General features: G+C 61.8%; 17 protein-coding genes. 7 read left to right on the forward strand and 10 right to left on the reverse strand.

Features of this window, described 5'->3' with window-relative positions:
* The first annotated feature begins 93 nt into the window (after positions 1-93).
* Entirely contained in the window at positions 94-357 is a 264-nt protein-coding gene (locus TSA66_RS03505; RefSeq protein ID WP_157691588.1) for a hypothetical protein, read from the forward strand.
* A 25-nt stretch (positions 358-382) separates the two neighbouring features.
* Here TSA66_RS03505 and TSA66_RS03510 read toward each other — a convergent pair whose 3' ends face one another.
* The 3 genes from TSA66_RS03510 to TSA66_RS03520 form a co-directional block, all read right to left on the reverse strand.
* Positions 383-1,654: a patatin-like phospholipase family protein gene (locus TSA66_RS03510; RefSeq protein ID WP_052452082.1), complete on the reverse strand. Its 1,272-nt coding sequence runs from the start codon at positions 1,652-1,654 to the stop codon at positions 383-385.
* A 132-nt stretch (positions 1,655-1,786) separates the two neighbouring features.
* Positions 1,787-2,473, reverse strand: coding sequence for a hypothetical protein (locus TSA66_RS03515; RefSeq protein WP_052452083.1), 687 nt, complete (start codon positions 2,471-2,473; stop codon positions 1,787-1,789).
* A gap of 105 nt (positions 2,474-2,578) precedes the next feature.
* Entirely contained in the window at positions 2,579-2,758 is a 180-nt protein-coding gene (locus tag TSA66_RS03520) for a hypothetical protein (protein ID WP_040039001.1), read from the reverse strand.
* A gap of 91 nt (positions 2,759-2,849) precedes the next feature.
* Here TSA66_RS03520 and TSA66_RS03525 point away from each other — a divergent pair, with 91 nt between their 5' ends.
* On the forward strand, positions 2,850-3,077 hold the full coding sequence (locus TSA66_RS03525; protein WP_040039002.1) for a hypothetical protein: 228 nt from the start codon (positions 2,850-2,852) through the stop codon (positions 3,075-3,077).
* Here TSA66_RS03525 and TSA66_RS03530 read toward each other — a convergent pair.
* From TSA66_RS03530 to TSA66_RS03540, 3 genes are all read right to left on the reverse strand, one after another.
* Complete coding sequence (locus tag TSA66_RS03530; protein ID WP_040039003.1) at positions 3,074-3,538, reverse strand: hypothetical protein; 465 nt, start codon at positions 3,536-3,538, stop codon at positions 3,074-3,076. The genes TSA66_RS03525 and TSA66_RS03530 overlap by 4 nt on opposite strands.
* A 351-nt stretch (positions 3,539-3,889) precedes the next feature.
* A complete protein-coding gene (locus TSA66_RS03535; protein ID WP_040039004.1) occupies positions 3,890-4,537 on the reverse strand; it encodes a LysE family transporter in 648 nt (215 codons plus the stop codon).
* 112 nt (positions 4,538-4,649) lie between these two features.
* A complete protein-coding gene (locus TSA66_RS03540) occupies positions 4,650-5,495 on the reverse strand; it encodes a universal stress protein (RefSeq protein ID WP_040039005.1) in 846 nt (281 codons plus the stop codon).
* Between the two features lie 263 nt (positions 5,496-5,758).
* Between TSA66_RS03540 and TSA66_RS03545 the strand changes: the two genes are divergently transcribed.
* Positions 5,759-6,604, forward strand: coding sequence for a universal stress protein (locus tag TSA66_RS03545; RefSeq protein WP_040039006.1), 846 nt, complete (start codon positions 5,759-5,761; stop codon positions 6,602-6,604).
* Positions 6,605-6,714: 110 nt separating this feature from the next.
* Positions 6,715-8,484, forward strand: a complete 1,770-nt coding sequence (locus TSA66_RS03550) for a PHA/PHB synthase family protein (protein WP_040042156.1) — start codon at positions 6,715-6,717, stop codon at positions 8,482-8,484.
* Between the two features lie 20 nt (positions 8,485-8,504).
* On the opposite strand, the gene TSA66_RS03555 is transcribed toward TSA66_RS03550, so the two are convergent.
* Positions 8,505-9,338 carry an NmrA family NAD(P)-binding protein gene (locus TSA66_RS03555; protein ID WP_040039007.1) on the reverse strand — a complete coding sequence of 278 codons (834 nt, stop codon included), beginning with the start codon at positions 9,336-9,338 and terminating at the stop codon, positions 8,505-8,507.
* Positions 9,339-9,472: 134 nt separating this feature from the next.
* On the opposite strand from TSA66_RS03555, the gene TSA66_RS03560 reads away from it, so the two are divergent.
* The gene (locus tag TSA66_RS03560) at positions 9,473-10,408 is read left to right on the forward strand and encodes an AraC family transcriptional regulator (RefSeq protein WP_040039008.1); all 936 of its coding nucleotides are present in this window, start codon (positions 9,473-9,475) and stop codon (positions 10,406-10,408) included.
* A gap of 10 nt (positions 10,409-10,418) precedes the next feature.
* Here TSA66_RS03560 and TSA66_RS03565 read toward each other — a convergent pair whose 3' ends face one another.
* Positions 10,419-11,759 (reverse strand): ferredoxin reductase family protein, encoded by a 1,341-nt coding sequence (locus TSA66_RS03565; RefSeq protein ID WP_040039009.1) that lies wholly within the window; start codon positions 11,757-11,759, stop codon positions 10,419-10,421.
* A 562-nt stretch (positions 11,760-12,321) separates the two neighbouring features.
* On the opposite strand from TSA66_RS03565, the gene TSA66_RS03570 reads away from it, so the two are divergent.
* Both TSA66_RS03570 and TSA66_RS03575 read left to right on the forward strand, forming a co-directional pair.
* Positions 12,322-12,816 carry a hypothetical protein gene (locus tag TSA66_RS03570; protein ID WP_198358702.1) on the forward strand — a complete coding sequence of 165 codons (495 nt, stop codon included), beginning with the start codon at positions 12,322-12,324 and terminating at the stop codon, positions 12,814-12,816.
* Positions 12,794-13,381 carry a hypothetical protein gene (locus TSA66_RS03575; protein ID WP_040039011.1) on the forward strand — a complete coding sequence of 196 codons (588 nt, stop codon included), beginning with the start codon at positions 12,794-12,796 and terminating at the stop codon, positions 13,379-13,381. The genes TSA66_RS03570 and TSA66_RS03575 overlap by 23 nt, the downstream gene beginning before the upstream one ends.
* Before the next feature lie 111 nt (positions 13,382-13,492).
* Here the strand turns inward: TSA66_RS03575 and TSA66_RS03580 are convergent, their stop codons facing one another.
* Both TSA66_RS03580 and TSA66_RS03585 read right to left on the reverse strand, forming a co-directional pair.
* Positions 13,493-14,068 (reverse strand): nucleotidyltransferase domain-containing protein, encoded by a 576-nt coding sequence (locus TSA66_RS03580; RefSeq protein ID WP_040042157.1) that lies wholly within the window; start codon positions 14,066-14,068, stop codon positions 13,493-13,495.
* Between the two features lie 460 nt (positions 14,069-14,528).
* On the reverse strand, positions 14,529-14,717 hold the full coding sequence (locus TSA66_RS03585) for a hypothetical protein (protein WP_040039012.1): 189 nt from the start codon (positions 14,715-14,717) through the stop codon (positions 14,529-14,531).
* Between the last annotated feature and the right edge of the window lie 113 nt (positions 14,718-14,830).

Consider the following 14,830-nt stretch of genomic DNA (forward strand, 5'->3'; position numbering starts at 1 on the left):
ATCGAACTTCCTTTTCCACGCCGCGCTCCAATCCTTCATGCGGGGGCCGCTTCCATCGTGGAGGCGTTTCGCCTAAGCATGAAGGAGATCGCGATGCGTACACCGATTGGGTTGCTGGCTGCGATGGCGTTGCTCGCGGCTTGCTCTACCGCCGAACAGCGAGCCGCATACGATGCCGACCCGGCCATCGCGATGGCGCCGCAGTACGGCCCCGGATGCGAAAAGGTTGGCTATGCCAAGGGCAGTGAACAGTGGCGCGCTTGCATCTTGAAATCGAGCAAGCGAGATGACCTGGGACGCTGGGGGCAGTTCTGGGACCGGTATCCGCAACAGCAATCCTGGAATCTCACCCGCTAACATTCCTGTCCCCATCTTGCCGCCCTTACTGTGCCGCAAAGCGCAGCAAGGGCGGCTCGGTCGGCCCGGCCAGTTTTTCCCATGCCGCTTTCGCATCCGAGAAGCGGCCGTGGCCGATCAGCGGCTGGAAATCCGCGTCGTAGCGGATTGTCTGGTTGGGCACGTCGTCGGCCAGCCAGGCATTGCAGAATCGCTCGATCAGTTTGACTTCCCCTTGTTCCACCGCATCGATATCCAGATGGACCAGCTGCTGGAATTGCAGCGGCGTGAGGCCTTTGGGCAAGCACCACGCCGGCGTGCCTGCGTGCCGTCCCAGGATGGGCTGGATCATCGGATTGAGGCGGATCAGGGGACTGTCTTTAACGGGGGCGTCGGGGGAAACGGACACGGCGCCGCCGAGCATGAGATGGGTGGTATAGCTTGCCGCATCGGGCGGGTCGCTGATGATGCTCCTGGCCAGATTGTCGAGATCCTTGGCCAGGCAGGGGGCGCCGCGCGCCAGTTCCAGCACCGGGGACTGCGCCGGTCGAATGCCGGACATGGGCAGGTTGACCGACCCGGTGCCGATGCTGAGCACGCGGATGCCATGCGGCGTGCAATGGTAGCGTGCGCGATTGGCGAGCGCCTCCACCACGGCGGCCAGCACCGGGTTGTTGTAGCCGCCGATCGCCCCGTCCCAGTAGCGCCGGTCGGCCATGCGCAGGTCGTCGGAAAATTGCGCCGGCAGGTCGAAATAATTGACCGGCGCATTGGTCGATGCATGAATCGCATGCGCGAGCGTCGGCGCGGCCTTGCCCGGCTTGCCGTCAGCCAGGCTGGCGCGGTCGGAACGGAAGAAGGTCGCCCGCTTGAGGTCGTAATCGAAGCCGCAGATCAGCAGGTGCGGCGCCGCACGCGGCCCGAGCGTCAGCTGGTCCAGCGGCGTGTCGGCCAGCTCGTCGAGGATGACGCGCAATCCTTCCAGCTTGCGCGCCGTCGAATATTGGGGCCCGAGCTTCAGTGTCCGCTGCAGGAGGCGGTCGAGCAGGTGGTCCAGCCCCAGGCGGGAAAACAGCAGCTCGCGGGTTGCCTGGTCCTTGAACAGGGAGACGATCTCGGCGAGCGTCATGTCCTTGAGCAGGCCGCCAAGCACCAGGCTGCCGGCTGAATTGGCTGCCACCAGATCGAAGCGGGACAGGATGTGATGACCGCGCGCCTGTTGACCGAACAGCGCTTGCAGCGCGCGCGCCTGGATCAGCGCCCAGGAGCCGCCGCCGTCGAGCGAGAGAATCCTGAAAAATTTCCTGGTCGTGGACATCACTCCTCCAGACTTTCATATCGCGGCCGGCATGCTATGCAGAGCAAGAATGCGCCGCCGCCCGCATGGATCGGCGCCGCCCCGCGCTTTTCCTGCGCTGCGGGCGCGGCGCACCTGCCTCGTGCGGCCCGCTCAGTCCTGCACCGCCTGCTCCGGCTGTTCGGCGCGGCGCACCGATTGCGGCAGCACGCTGGCGACCACCTGGCCGACGCTGTCGCTCATGCCGATCACGACTTCCTTGACCGTCTTGACCGCCAGGCTGCTGATCTTGCCGGCTTCGACAATGGCGCCTTCGGCCGCGCGCTTTGCCAAGTGGGCGGCGTTGCCGCCGGTGTCGGCAGCGCCTTCGATGATGCCGTTGACCGCGTGCTTGGCGGCGCGGCCGGCGTCGTGGCCGACCATCGAAGCATGCTTGATGACGGCGTGCGCGGTTTCGGCCGCGGCGGTGATGACATCGCCGCCGACTTCATGCACGCCCAGCACCACGCCCTTTGCCACGCCCTTGACGCTGGCAGTCAGGTCCATGCCGACTTGCTCGGCCGCCTGGATGGCGCCGGTGGCCACGTCGTGGATGACTTTCGTGAGCTCGGCGGCCGCGCCGCCGCCGGCCTTGAGCGCATCCGACACCGTCGCCCTGACCACGATGACGATGTCGGCATCGGCCGCCTTGCCACCGGTGAGCCGGCTGACCATGCTTTCCTTGAGCGCTGCCGCATCCTCATTGCCGGCGGCGGCTTGCACCTCGGTGTGGCTGTCGACATCGGTGACATCGACGTCATGCAGTTGCGCTGTGCTTTCCTTTGCCTGAAATCCGATCATGGGTGATTCCTTTTTGATGGTTGAGGGGCCGGCTCCGGACCGTCGTGCCGTCAGCGGCGATGATTGTTGGAATGAGTTGGGCCGCCTTGCGGTCGTCGAGCCGGGTTAACTTTCGTCTGCCGGGTCGTTGCAGACGTTGATCCACATCACGCGGCCCGGCGCCGGTGCGGCGTGCACGCCACAACTTTCGCCCAGGAACATGCGCATCGGAAAACCATTGGCAAAGCCTTGAGGCGATTCAAATCCTGCGCCTGATGCGGCGCAAGGTGCGGTCAGCAAGGTCAATGCACCGTATGTTCATCGAGGACAACCCCTGCGCGGGACATCGAAGGAGCAATGGCAATGCACCCCTGGTTATGCAACGGCAGAGCGGCACATGAGCGCATGCGCTGACTGCAAGGCGCTCGCCGACCGGAATGTCACCGTGTCGCCGCACGCCGAACTGCTGCTGCATTCGCAGGCCGGCATCAATTTCGGCGCCACCGCGACCGGCCACGTCGAGTATTACGTCTGCCATGCATGCGGCACGCAATGGGAGCGCATCGTCGCCAGGAGCGAGCCGAACGCCGTATGGCGCCATACCGACCGGCAGCTGGATCGCTAACAGCACGCCGCGGCGCGCTTGCGCGGGCCGGAATTGGAATAGCAGCGCTTGCCGCCTTTTTCCTTCCACTGGAACCTGAACTTCACTTCGCCGGAGCGGATCAGTTCGCAGCTCGACTGTCCCTCCGTGCGCAGGGAAGTGCGCCAGGCAGCGGCCGCTTCCCGGTCGCGCAGCTGCAGCTCGGTGCCGCTCATGGCGCGGCAGAATTCGTGCCACTGTTGCAGCCTGTTGAGCCAGTCGCTGTAGCGCAGGTATTCGTGGCGCCGGGCATCGCCGGACATGCACTCCGGGCCACACGCCTTGTATTGCCGCGCATAGCTGGCGAATTCATCGTCCCAATGCATCCGGCATTCGGCGGCAGTGGCGAACTGGCTTGCCTGGGCATAGGCGGCAACGGAAAACAGGGCAATGCCGGCGCAGCAAAACAGGCGGACGGCGACGGGACATGCGGCATGCTGCATATCACTCTCCTTCGCGGAGTTTGATTGATGGGTGGACAAGCTGCCGGCGATTACACGGCGGCGAGCGCGGACGCAGTACTACTCAAGATATTTCGCCTTCCTGCGTGCGGTTTGTAGAAGCTCAATGTGCCCATCAAAAGTAGCGAAGTTTGGGCGGCAGCATCGGCATGGCAGCCGCAGGCGCGGCAAATCGATGCTTGCCGGCGTTATTGCACGCGGTGCGCGCAAGCCATCATTTTTTCAGGGCAAAGGGGAGTGAAGGAACAGGCCGGCGCGGCAGGAAATGTTGTCTTGCGCCGCCCGGCACGAAGGCGCGGCCGGCGGCGCCTTCGTTGCAGGGATGCAGTGCGGTCAGGCGTTCGGGCTGCGCTTGACGAAGAACAGCGCTGCGCCCACGGCCATCAGGATGCTGCCGAAAAAGGCGTTTTGCATCTTCACCGCGCGGGCATCGCGGAAAAAGCGTTGCATCGACGATGCGGCGAAGGCATAACTGTGCATCACCACCAGGTCCACCGTGCACATGGTCGCGGCCAGGATCAGCAATTGCGGCAGCACCGGCGCTTCATGCGTGATGAATTGGGGCAGTACCGCCACCATGAAGATGATGCCTTTCGGATTGGTGGCATTCGTGAGAAAGCCGACCAGCACGCGGCGGCGCAGCGGCGGCACGGACGCGTGCGCCGATTCCTGCGCCGGCAGATCGGAGCGCACCTGCACCTTGGCGCGCCATTGGGCAAAGCCGAGATAGATCAGGTACAGCGCGCCGACAGTCTTGACGACGTGGAAGGCGACTTCGGATGCCAGCAGCAGCGAGCCGACGCCGGCGCCGGCGATGAACAGCACCAGCAACAGGCCGAGCTGCAGCCCGAGGATGGTGCCGGTGGTCTTGCGCACGCCGTAGGACAGGCCATGCGACATCGACAGCACGGCGCCCGAACCGGGAGAGATGGCGATGATGCAGGCGGCGAAGAAAAAGGTGATCCAGGCGGTGAAAGTCATGCGTAATCCTTGTGGCAATCTGTCAAAAAGGCGTTGAACAGAATCTAAAACAAGGATTATGCAACGTCGCGCCCGAGTGCGCTTGGCAGCGCCGCGCCGGGCGCCGCCAAAGTCAGTGCGACATCAATACCGGCACCGTCATCGAGCGCAGGATGGTTTGCGTGACGCCGCCCAGCAGCACTTCGCGAAAGCGCGCATGGCCGTAGCCGCCCATCACGATCAGGTCGGCGCCGATGTCGGCCGCATGCGACAGCATCGCATTGCCGATGTCGATCTGGTGGCCGACGTGCTGGCGCGATACCTCGACCTCGATGCCGTGCCGTTCCAGGTAGAGCGCGATATCGGCGCCGGGCTCTTCGCCGTGCGCGTTGGGGCCGACCTCGGGATTGAATACGGTGACCTGCACCAGTCTTGCGTTGCGCAGCAGCGGAAGGGCGGCGGAAACCGCATGCGCCGCTTCCAGGCTGCCGTCCCACGCCACCATCACGGTCTTGCCGATGGCGCTGGCCTTCCATGCATAGGGCACCAGCAGCAGCGGCCGGCCGCTGTGCATCAGCACATATTCGACCATGTCGGCGCGTTGCGCCGGCGGCGCTTCGTCCGGGTCGGGCTGGCCGACGACCAGCAGGTCGCTGTAGCGCGCCTGCAGGCACAGCGCGATGCCGGCTTCATCCTCGATCACGCGCTTTTCGAAAAACGGCACCCCGGCCTTGTCGGCCGCCGCTTCGAAGGACGCGAGATTGGTGGCGCACTGTTCCTGCATGAAGTCGCGGTAGATGCTCAGTCCGGCCGCCCCGGCGCCGAGCAGGTCGGCCATATAGTAGTTGTCGGCAGGGCCGCTGCAGGCCACGCCGACCAGGTGCGCATTGGCGTCGCGCGCCACCTGCGCTGCGAGGTTGACGCGTTCGATCAGATGACGCGATTCGTTGACGTGCACGGCGACGATGCGGTAACTCATTTGAATTCTCCCTTGTGGGTAAAAAGGCACCGGCATGGCCTGCGGCCGGCATCCGTGTGCGACGGTAGTGCGGAAAAGGCCGATACGATCAGCCCATGGTAAGACGCTGGTCAGGAAAATTTCATGACTCAGGTCAATAATTTCCCGGCCGTGCGCCCAAGGGATTTTTTGATCTCAGTCATTTAAATCGCCTGGCATTGATCCTAGTATCTTTTTAATAACTGGTTGCAACATAATATGACTCGGTCGACGGGAGGACTGGCATGGCTCAGGGGTACAGCACAATCGGGGTTTATATCGACGAAGCGCCGCAGGCCCAGGCGCGCATCGCGCTGGCCGCGCAATATGCGGCGGATTGCGGCGCTCATCTGGTAGGCGTGGCGGCAACCGGCTTGCCGGCGTATTTTCACCTCGGCGGATTGACCGGCGTCGGCGCGGCGGCGATGCCCGCCTACCTGGATCAGCTCAAGGAACAGGCATACGCCGCGCTGGGGCGGTTCGCGCGCGCCGCCGAGCAGGCCGGCGTGCCGTCGTTCGAGAAGCGCGTGATCGAAGACGATGCGGGCGCCGCGCTGTGCCTGCAGGCGCGCTACAGCGACCTGCTGATCATCGGCCAGCACGATTCCGCCGATTACCTGCGCGGACAGGGACCGACGCTGACGGAATACGTGATGATGAATTCGGTTTGTCCGGTGCTGATCGTGCCCGACGAGGGGACCTGCGCGCTGAACGCGCCGCGCGTGCTGCTGGCCTGGGATGGCGGCATGCAGGCCGCGCGCACGGTGCACGCCGCCATTCCCCTGCTGCGGCAGGCCGCCCTGGTCCAGGTCGCGGTATTCGATGCGGAAATCGGGCCGCAGGCGCATGGCGAGGAGCCGGGCGCCGACATTGCGCTGTTCCTGGCCCGCCACGGCGTCAAGGTGGAGGTGAGCCTGCTGTCGTCCGGCGGCGATGTCGGCGGCGCGATCCTGTCGCATGCCGGGTATTTCGGTGCCGACCTGATCGTGATGGGCGGCTACGGGCACTCGCGCTTTCGCGAAGTGCTGCTGGGCGGCGCCACGCGCGCGGTGCTCGATGCAATGACGGTGCCGGTATTGATGGCGCATTAAGGCGCCGCACAACGTATCCCGGCGCGATACCGGATGCGGCAATACGCATGCCGCGCCAGCGGGCGGCGTCACAACAAGGAGAACAAGAATTGGACAAGCCACAGGTGGACATGAGCGTAGCGGCGCTGTCGGAAAAGGCGGCGCTGGTGCCCGGCGCGGCGCCGGATATCGAGCCGCCGGAAGCGATCGACCGCGTGCTGCATGCCGCGCAGGGGCGCGCCACGTTGGGCATTTCGCCGGCCAGCCTGGCGCTGGCCTACACCGACTGGGCGTTCCATCTGGCGCAGTCGCCGGGGAAGTGGCAAAAGCTGGTGGAGAAGGCATGGCGCAAGTCGCTGCGCCTGAACCGCTATGTCCAGCACAGAATGAGGGGTGAGCCGTTCGCCTCGTGCATCGAGCCGCTGTTCCAGGACCGCCGCTTTCGCGATCCGAAATGGCAGCAATGGCCGTTCGACCTGATCTACCAGAGCTTTCTACTGAACCAGCAATGGTGGCATAACGTCACCACCGGCATCGGCGGCGTGTCGCGGCACCACGAGCAGGTGGTGTCCTTCGTGGCGCGCCAGCTGCTCGACATGGTCTCGCCCGTCAATTTCATCGCCACCAACCCGGAAGCGCTGGATGTGACGGTACGCGAAGGCGGGCAAAACCTGGCGCGCGGCGCGATGAATTTTCTGGAAGACATGGAGCGCGCCCTTGGCGGCAAGCCGCCGGTCGGCACGGAAAACTTCGAGGTCGGCCGCGACGTCGCCGTCACGCCCGGCTCGGTGGTGTTGCGCAACCGCCTGATCGAGCTGATCCAGTACGCGCCGAAAACCAAGAACGTGCATGCCGAGCCGATCCTGATCGTGCCGGCATGGATCATGAAGTACTACATCCTCGACCTGTCGCCGGTCAACTCGCTGGTGAACTTCCTGGTGAACCAGGGGCACACCGTATTCATGATCTCCTGGCATAACCCCGGCCCGGACGACCGCGACCTCGGGCTGGAGGATTACCTGCGGCTGGGCGTGCTCGATGCGCTCGATGCGGTCAGCGCCATCGTGCCGGGCCGCAAGGTGAACGCGGCCGGTTACTGCCTGGGCGGCACGCTGCTGGCGATCGCGGCCGCCTACCTGGCGCAGCGCGGGGATGACCGCCTGCACTCGATGTCGATGCTGGCGGCGCAGACCGATTTCACCGAGGCGGGCGAGCTGACGCTGTTCATCGACGACAGCCAGCTGAACTACCTGGAAGACATCATGTGGAACCAGGGCTATCTCGACACCAAGCAGATGGCCGGCGCCTTCCAGCTGTTGCGCTCGAACGACCTGATCTGGTCGCGCATGGTGCAGCAATACCTGCTCGGCCGGCGCGAGACGATGACCGACATGATGGCCTGGAACGCCGACGCCACGCGCATGCCCTACCGCATGCACAGCGATTACCTGCGCAAGCTGTTTTTGAACAACGACCTGTTCGAAGGCCGCTTCCGGGTGAACGGCAAGCCGCTCGCCCTGGCCGACATCCATGTGCCGCTGTTTGCGGTCGGCACCGAATCGGACCATGTCGCGCCGTGGCGGTCGGTCTACAAGATCAACCTGGCGGCTGACACCGACATCACGTTCGCGCTTACCACCGCCGGGCACAATGCGGGCATCGTCAGTGAGCCGGGCAAGCTCGGGCGGCGCTACCGCGTGTCGCGCCGCCGCCGCGGCGAGAACTACATCGATCCGGAAACCTGGTATCTCACCACGCCCAGCCAGGACGGTTCCTGGTGGCTGGCCTGGGCCGAGTGGCTGGCGCAGCAGTCCAGCGGCAAGGCCGCGCCGCCGCCGATGGGTTCAAAGGCCTATCCGGTGGTGGGCGCGGCGCCGGGGACCTACGTGTTCGAGCGCTGAGGTGCCGACAATCGGCCAGCCTACAACCATGCCGTCCGATAGTCGCGCGCATACTGCGCAAAGCCAATCGGCGCGCGGCCGGTGATTTTTTCCACCGCGTCGGTGCGGCGCTCCGCCGCGCCCTGCTTGAGGAAGCCGAGGATCATGACCAGGAACTGCGCGTAATCGGCGGGTACGCCGGCCTGGAGCAAGCCGTCGAGCATGGCTTGCGGCGTGATGTCCTGGAAACGGATCTGCTTTCCCGTGGCTTGGCTGATCAACGCGGCGGCCTCGTCGTGGCTGATTGACTCGCCGCCGGTGAGATCGAAGTCCTGGTTGTCGAACCGGTTAGTATCGAGCAGTTCTGCCGCGACTGCGGCAATATCGCGCGCATCGATGAAGCTGGCCCGGGCGTCGCCCACCGGCAGGAACACCGTATTGGCCTGCAGGATGCCCTGCAGCCAGAAGGAGTTGAAGTTCTGCATGAACCAATTGGGGCGGATGATGTTGTAGCGCAGCCCGGAGCGTTCCAGCCTGATTTCCGCCTGGCGTAATGGTGCGGCCTCGACTGCATTCGCGCCCATCGCCGTCATTAGCACGACTTTCTGCAGCTGCCTTTCCTCGGCCTTGCCGATCAGCGGGCCAAGCAGTTCATGCTGGTTAGTGTAGCCGGGCGGGCACAGGAAGAACGCCTTTTCCACTCCCTGGAATGCCTCGTTGATCCCTTCGCCGGTGGCAAGATTCACGTGCACTTGATCGGGCTGAAGCTGTGCCTTGCTGGTGGCGCGCACTACGTCATGCCCCTTGGCACGCAGCTGCTTGACCAGTTCGGACCCGACCGTGCCGCTGGCACCGACCACTAGAATCTTGCTCATGATTTACCTCCATAAAAATGTCAGGCGTCTAGCTTAAGCGTGGTTGCCGATATTTTTAATGGTTAAAAATCGATTTTTAATGTTTAAAAGTCCAAGCGAGTAAAAATAAATCTGGATTCGCCTATAATCCGGCCATGGATCTTCTCGCCGATGTCTTGCGCCAGGCCGGGCTGCAAACCCGGATTCTCCAGCAGCGCGTTTTCGCAACGCCCGCAGCATTGGCGTTTCCCTGTGAAAAAAGCTTTGGTTTCCATGTCGTCACCCAAGGGCAGGGCTTTATCCATACGCCTGAGCACGAAGTGCCGCTGGCGCTGGGCAGCGGCGACGTGGCATTGATGGCGCGCGGCTGCAGCCACATCGTCTCCACCCAGGAAAAGCTGCCGCCCACGATTTTGCGAATGGCCGACGCGGCGCTGCCCGCAATACCCGACGGCGGCAAGCCCCTGCTGACCATCGTCAGCGGCGCCTACCAGGTCTGGAATACCCCGGTTCACCCCTTTTTCAACGAAATGCCGCGATGGTATGTGCTGCGCGCGCATGATATCGAGCGCTTTGACCAGGTGGAGCTGGCAATCAGCATGCTGGCCGCCGAAACGGCCAGGCATGAGATCGGTTCGGAAACGGTCACACAGGCGCTGCTCGACATTCTCTTCACGCAGATCATCCGCAAGATCATTGCCCAGCGCAATGCGACGCCGCAGACCTGGAGTCACGCGCTGCACAATGCACACATCAAGTCGGCGCTCGAACTGATGCATGGCGATTGCGGCCATGACTGGACCCTCGATGAACTGGCGCGGCGCGTCGGATTGTCGCGCGCGGGCTTCGCACAGAAATTCAAGCATGCGCTGGGCACGCCGCCGCTGCAGTACCTGACGACCGTGCGGGTGCAGAAAGCGATGGAACTGCTGTCGAACACGTCCGACAAGATGGAAGCCGTGTCGCAGGCGGTCGGCTACAAGGACGCCTTCAGCTTTTCAAAGGCATTCAAGAAAGTCGCCGGCATCCCGCCCAGAGAATTCCGCGCGCGCGACCGCGAGGACAAGGCGCTCGACTGGCGCTTTTCGTAGCACTGCCACGCTAGCGCATCTGGAACAGCTCCTGGTGAAAGTCGTCTTGCCGCAGGCCCCGGCCGACGAAATCCCGGCGCAGCGCGCTGCCGAAGGCGGCTGGTCCGCAAAACCAGATGCTGGCCTTTTGCCAGTCGGGCACGGCGGCGCGGATCGCGGCCGCATCCAGCACGCCGTCGCGCGGGCTGCGCAGCAGGTGCAGGCGCACTCCGGCCGCGCGCGCGTCCGCGGTCAGCTTGTCGATCGCGGCCTGGTCGAAGTCCGCCGTCGGGTGGAACAGGTCGATCGCGTGGGATGCGCGCTGTTGTGCCAGCTGCTTCATGCGCGCGATAAACGGCGTAATGCCGATGCCGGCGCCAATCCAGATCTGGCGCGCATGGCGGTCGCGAAAATCAAAACAGCCGTAAGGCCCCTCGACGGTCACCGCGTCGCCCGCTTTCAGTTGGCCGAGCAACGCGCCGGTATGGTCTCCCAGTGCCTTGATGATGAAGACGATGCGGCGCGCGGCGGGATCCCACGACGAGGCGATCGTGTAGGGGTGCGCGCCTTCCTTCGGGTTGAAGGTGACGAAGGCAAACTGCCCGGCGGCGTGTCCCCGCCAGCCTTCCTGCAAGCGCACGGCGGCTTCGATGACGCGCAGTTCCGGATACAGGGTGACCGACTCGATCGTGCCTTGCGTCTTGCGGCGCGCGCCTACGCGCCCGGACAGCACGAGCGCGGCGGAGGCCGTGCCGGCCAGCAGCAGCGCCGCCATGGCCCAGCCCAGCGGCTGCGGCCAGTAGCTGAACTTGAAGAGTATGGCGGCGTGGTACGCCAGCACGAGGTAGACGGCCGCGATCCAGCGATGGGTCTTGACGAAGAGACGGTAGGGGAAGCGCTTGATCAATGCCAGCGCGATCAGGATGACGACGGCATAAAACGCCCACTCGCCCAGGCTCTCGGCGATGCCGCGCTGGCTGCGCAGCCAGCCCTCGATGAGGCCGAGGTCGGCGCCGGCGCCGGCGCCGCGCCTGCGCTGCGGCCTGACCAGCCATCCCCAGTGCACCATCCACTTGGTGCCCTGCGCCCACCACCAGTGGACGATGGCAATGACCAGCCCGGCGATGCCGAGCCACTTGTGCAAGCGGTACATCTTGTCCAGTCCGCCCCAGCGCCGCTCCAGCCATCCCGGGCGGGTCGCGATCAGCATCGCCACGCTCATGACGCCGATGCCCAGCACGCCGCTGTACTGCATGAACACGTTGCGGAACGAAAAATAGGTGAAGGGTTCGGGAAAGAACGAATCGGCCAGCAGCCATAGCACGGTAAGCGCCAGCAATAATCCCCAAAAGCGGTATTTGATCTTATTCATATGAGAAATCGCGGCAAAGAAAAGGCGTCAGATCGGCGGTGATCTGATCCGATTGCCGGCAATGCCGATCGGGCCGATCACTTCTGGATGATATTAGAACCGAAGCCTGTGTCCGATATATTTCGACAACTTGCTGAAATGTAGGAAATTGTATCGGCGGCCTCATCGGCGGCGCCGCGCCGCAATCCCCCTGGGACAGGCGCTTAACAAAACAGCAGGGCGATCATGGCCGCGTCGTCGGCCAACAGCAGCGCGCCGTGCACCAGTCCCATCAGGATGAATGCTTGAATCGTGGAGCAGGCTTGGCGGAACATGCGCATGGAGGAAGGAGACGGACTGGTTATGTTACCGCAGGTATGGCGATGGGGGGAACACGACGGCGGCAAGGGTGTTATCAAGCTGATGGCCCAAAGTTTGGATTCCTGGTTGTTTCTGCTGCATTGCAGCACGAAAACTCCATAACTACCGTTCCTTCACGTCGGTATTGTCCCTTTCATGAGATACCGAAGTGCGAACACATACCCCTCCCGATTTGAAGTGGCTGCTTGTCGAACGAGCGACGGTGGCCGGCGATATCGACCGCCTCAAAGTACGCCAACTTCAGCTGGCAGGCGAACTTGCCCAGCGCGAACTTACGCTCAAAGCTCTCGACCGCTCCATCAGTGTTGCTTACAAGATGGTCGACTGTCGGGCCGCAGGAAAGGTATTTCGGCACACGCAGGAGTACGGACGGCGCGGCGCCCTGACGGAATACGTCTTGTCTCTGCTGGAATCTGCGCCGAAAGGCCTGACACTGCAAGAAGTTACCGACCGGGCAGCTCAGCACTTCGGCCTGGTGTTTTACAGCAAAGCCGAAAGAAGACGTTTTTCGTTGAAAACCGTGCATTCAATGTTACGGCGCCTTTGCGCGCAAGGCCGGGTCGAAAATGCTCCTATGGAGGGCAGCCGGGTAAAGCTTTGGCGCTTGAAATCTCACCTCCCAACAGTCGAACAACTTATCGTCTTGGCTGCGAGCACCAACGCGAGGTCGAATAATGCGAACGGTGACCCCGCCTGACGTTAAATGGCTCATCAACGAGGCTGCTGCGCTTGCCGGAGAACTGGAACGTATTGACCGAGAGATTAGCGATTTGGCCGCCCGGAGAGAGCGTGAGTTGGCAACGTTAGCGCGCCAACGCGAAAAAGTTCGACGGGCACGAGATGCCTGTCTGGCGACGTTGGAATTGTCTACGACGCCAATGGCAACGGAAGTGAGTCTGCCCGTAGTCCATGCGCATCGCCCTTATGACCGCCGCGGCGGACTGCTGGCGTTTCTGAGAGATGCAATTACTCAAGCTGCGCCGGCCGCCGTTAATACAGAGCTCTTGGCGCGCATGGCGATTGAGCATATGGGATTGCAGATTTTGTCGCCGAAGGAATATTCGCGCTTTAAGCACAATACGATTGGCCGGGCATTGCGGAAATTTGAACAAGACGGATTCGTCGAGCGCATCTTGACACGTTCTGCGGGCGTATCTCGCTTTTCGGTGTGGCGTTTGAAGCCGGACATTCCGACCTTGGTGGAATTGAAGGGGCGAGCTGGGGCGGCCGATGGGGACAAAATGGAAGTAAAGGGAGGTTGAGGTGGCGTTGACCATGACGCGTAGCTTTGGGCATTCCGCAGATATGCCTCTAAGGCACCTGGTGTTGCGGGCTTTTCAGCAAACGCGTTTATGTTGATTAGGTTGTCGTATTCAAGCGGTCTCGGCATTAGGGAGAATCCTCACGATGGAGTCGGTGGAGATATGGCTAACGACAGGGTCATGAACCCTCAAGTCGGCCCATTCTTCGGGAGTATACATGTTCAAATGCACTGGACGCCCCAATACCTCCTCTGCCTTCGCCAATGTCTCCATTACTTCCATCATGGGCGCCGTGCCCACTACCATCAAATCAATATCGCTTTGATGCGTGTCTGCTCCCCTTGCCACAGAGCCGAAAACGAAAGCCTCTCCAATCTCTTCCTCAAACGGTCTGAGCGCGTCACGAATCGGCTCAATAAGGCCAAAGGACTTTCGACAGATGCTTTGAAGTTCGGGATAAAGTGGAAATTTTGTATTTGCGCTAATAGTTCGTTGGCGCCCTTGTCGAGGGCCTTCTTTGAGGACGCCGGCCGCAAGTAAGAGTTCGACGTGCCGTTGGCCATTACCTCGACCAGTGCCCGCCCGTTCAATGAGGTCCTTTAGCATGAACGACTTGTCCGGTGTCGCATAGACAACTCGAAGGATGTTTTGAACCGGCGGCGGAAACAAGCAATCGGCAATACTCACGTTAATCCCCAAATTAGGTCTTTGAATACCCATTATAGGGATTATTTGTTAAATCCTCAAATTGGGGATTAAAATACCCAAAATAGGGATTTAAATTTGCAAGGTCCAAGGCAATTGATTTGCTACGCTTCGCCGGAGGAAGTTTGGTAAGGGGGAGACGAATGGTAATCGGGATGAAAGAAAAGCTCGCCGGTTGGCGAACTTTGAATTACAGCGGAAGCAGCCAACCTGTTTGGTTTGGTTCTGAGTCGACAAAAGTGCAACCGATTTTCGCAAAGAATGCTTTATGCGCCTCTTGGCCGTATTGCTCTTGAAAAAGAATTTCTGTGAAGCCACCTGCGCCCAAATGTTCCTTTAGTAGCTTGATGCACTTTGTTCCAATACCAATTCGGCACAGCTCGGCGGGGCGTACTGCAAAGTGATAAATGATAAATCGCGACGGGTGGTCGGCACTTTCAGTTCAATTTTGCGCATAGGCAATCGGGTCTTTGCCAGGAAAAAAGAATGCAAGTTCGCCGTAACGCTTCTGCGTCCCCAGAGGCATTTCGTTTCTGTCACACTTCAATGATTCGCCTGGAGGAATTTGGCGCAATGCCAGTTTTGCTTCCTTCGTTTTTGTGCCAAAAAGGCCGGAGAGGCTTTCGAGCATAGTGTCCTTTCAGTATTAATCGCGATATTGCGACGTTACATATAGGCACTTGTGGTTGTTGTCTCTTAAGCGATAGGAGGGGACATCTGGTTTCGGCATAACTTTTAATTTTC

This window comes from Noviherbaspirillum autotrophicum, from assembly GCF_000818395.1.
In the GTDB taxonomy this organism is placed as follows: domain Bacteria; phylum Pseudomonadota; class Gammaproteobacteria; order Burkholderiales; family Burkholderiaceae_D; genus Noviherbaspirillum; species Noviherbaspirillum autotrophicum.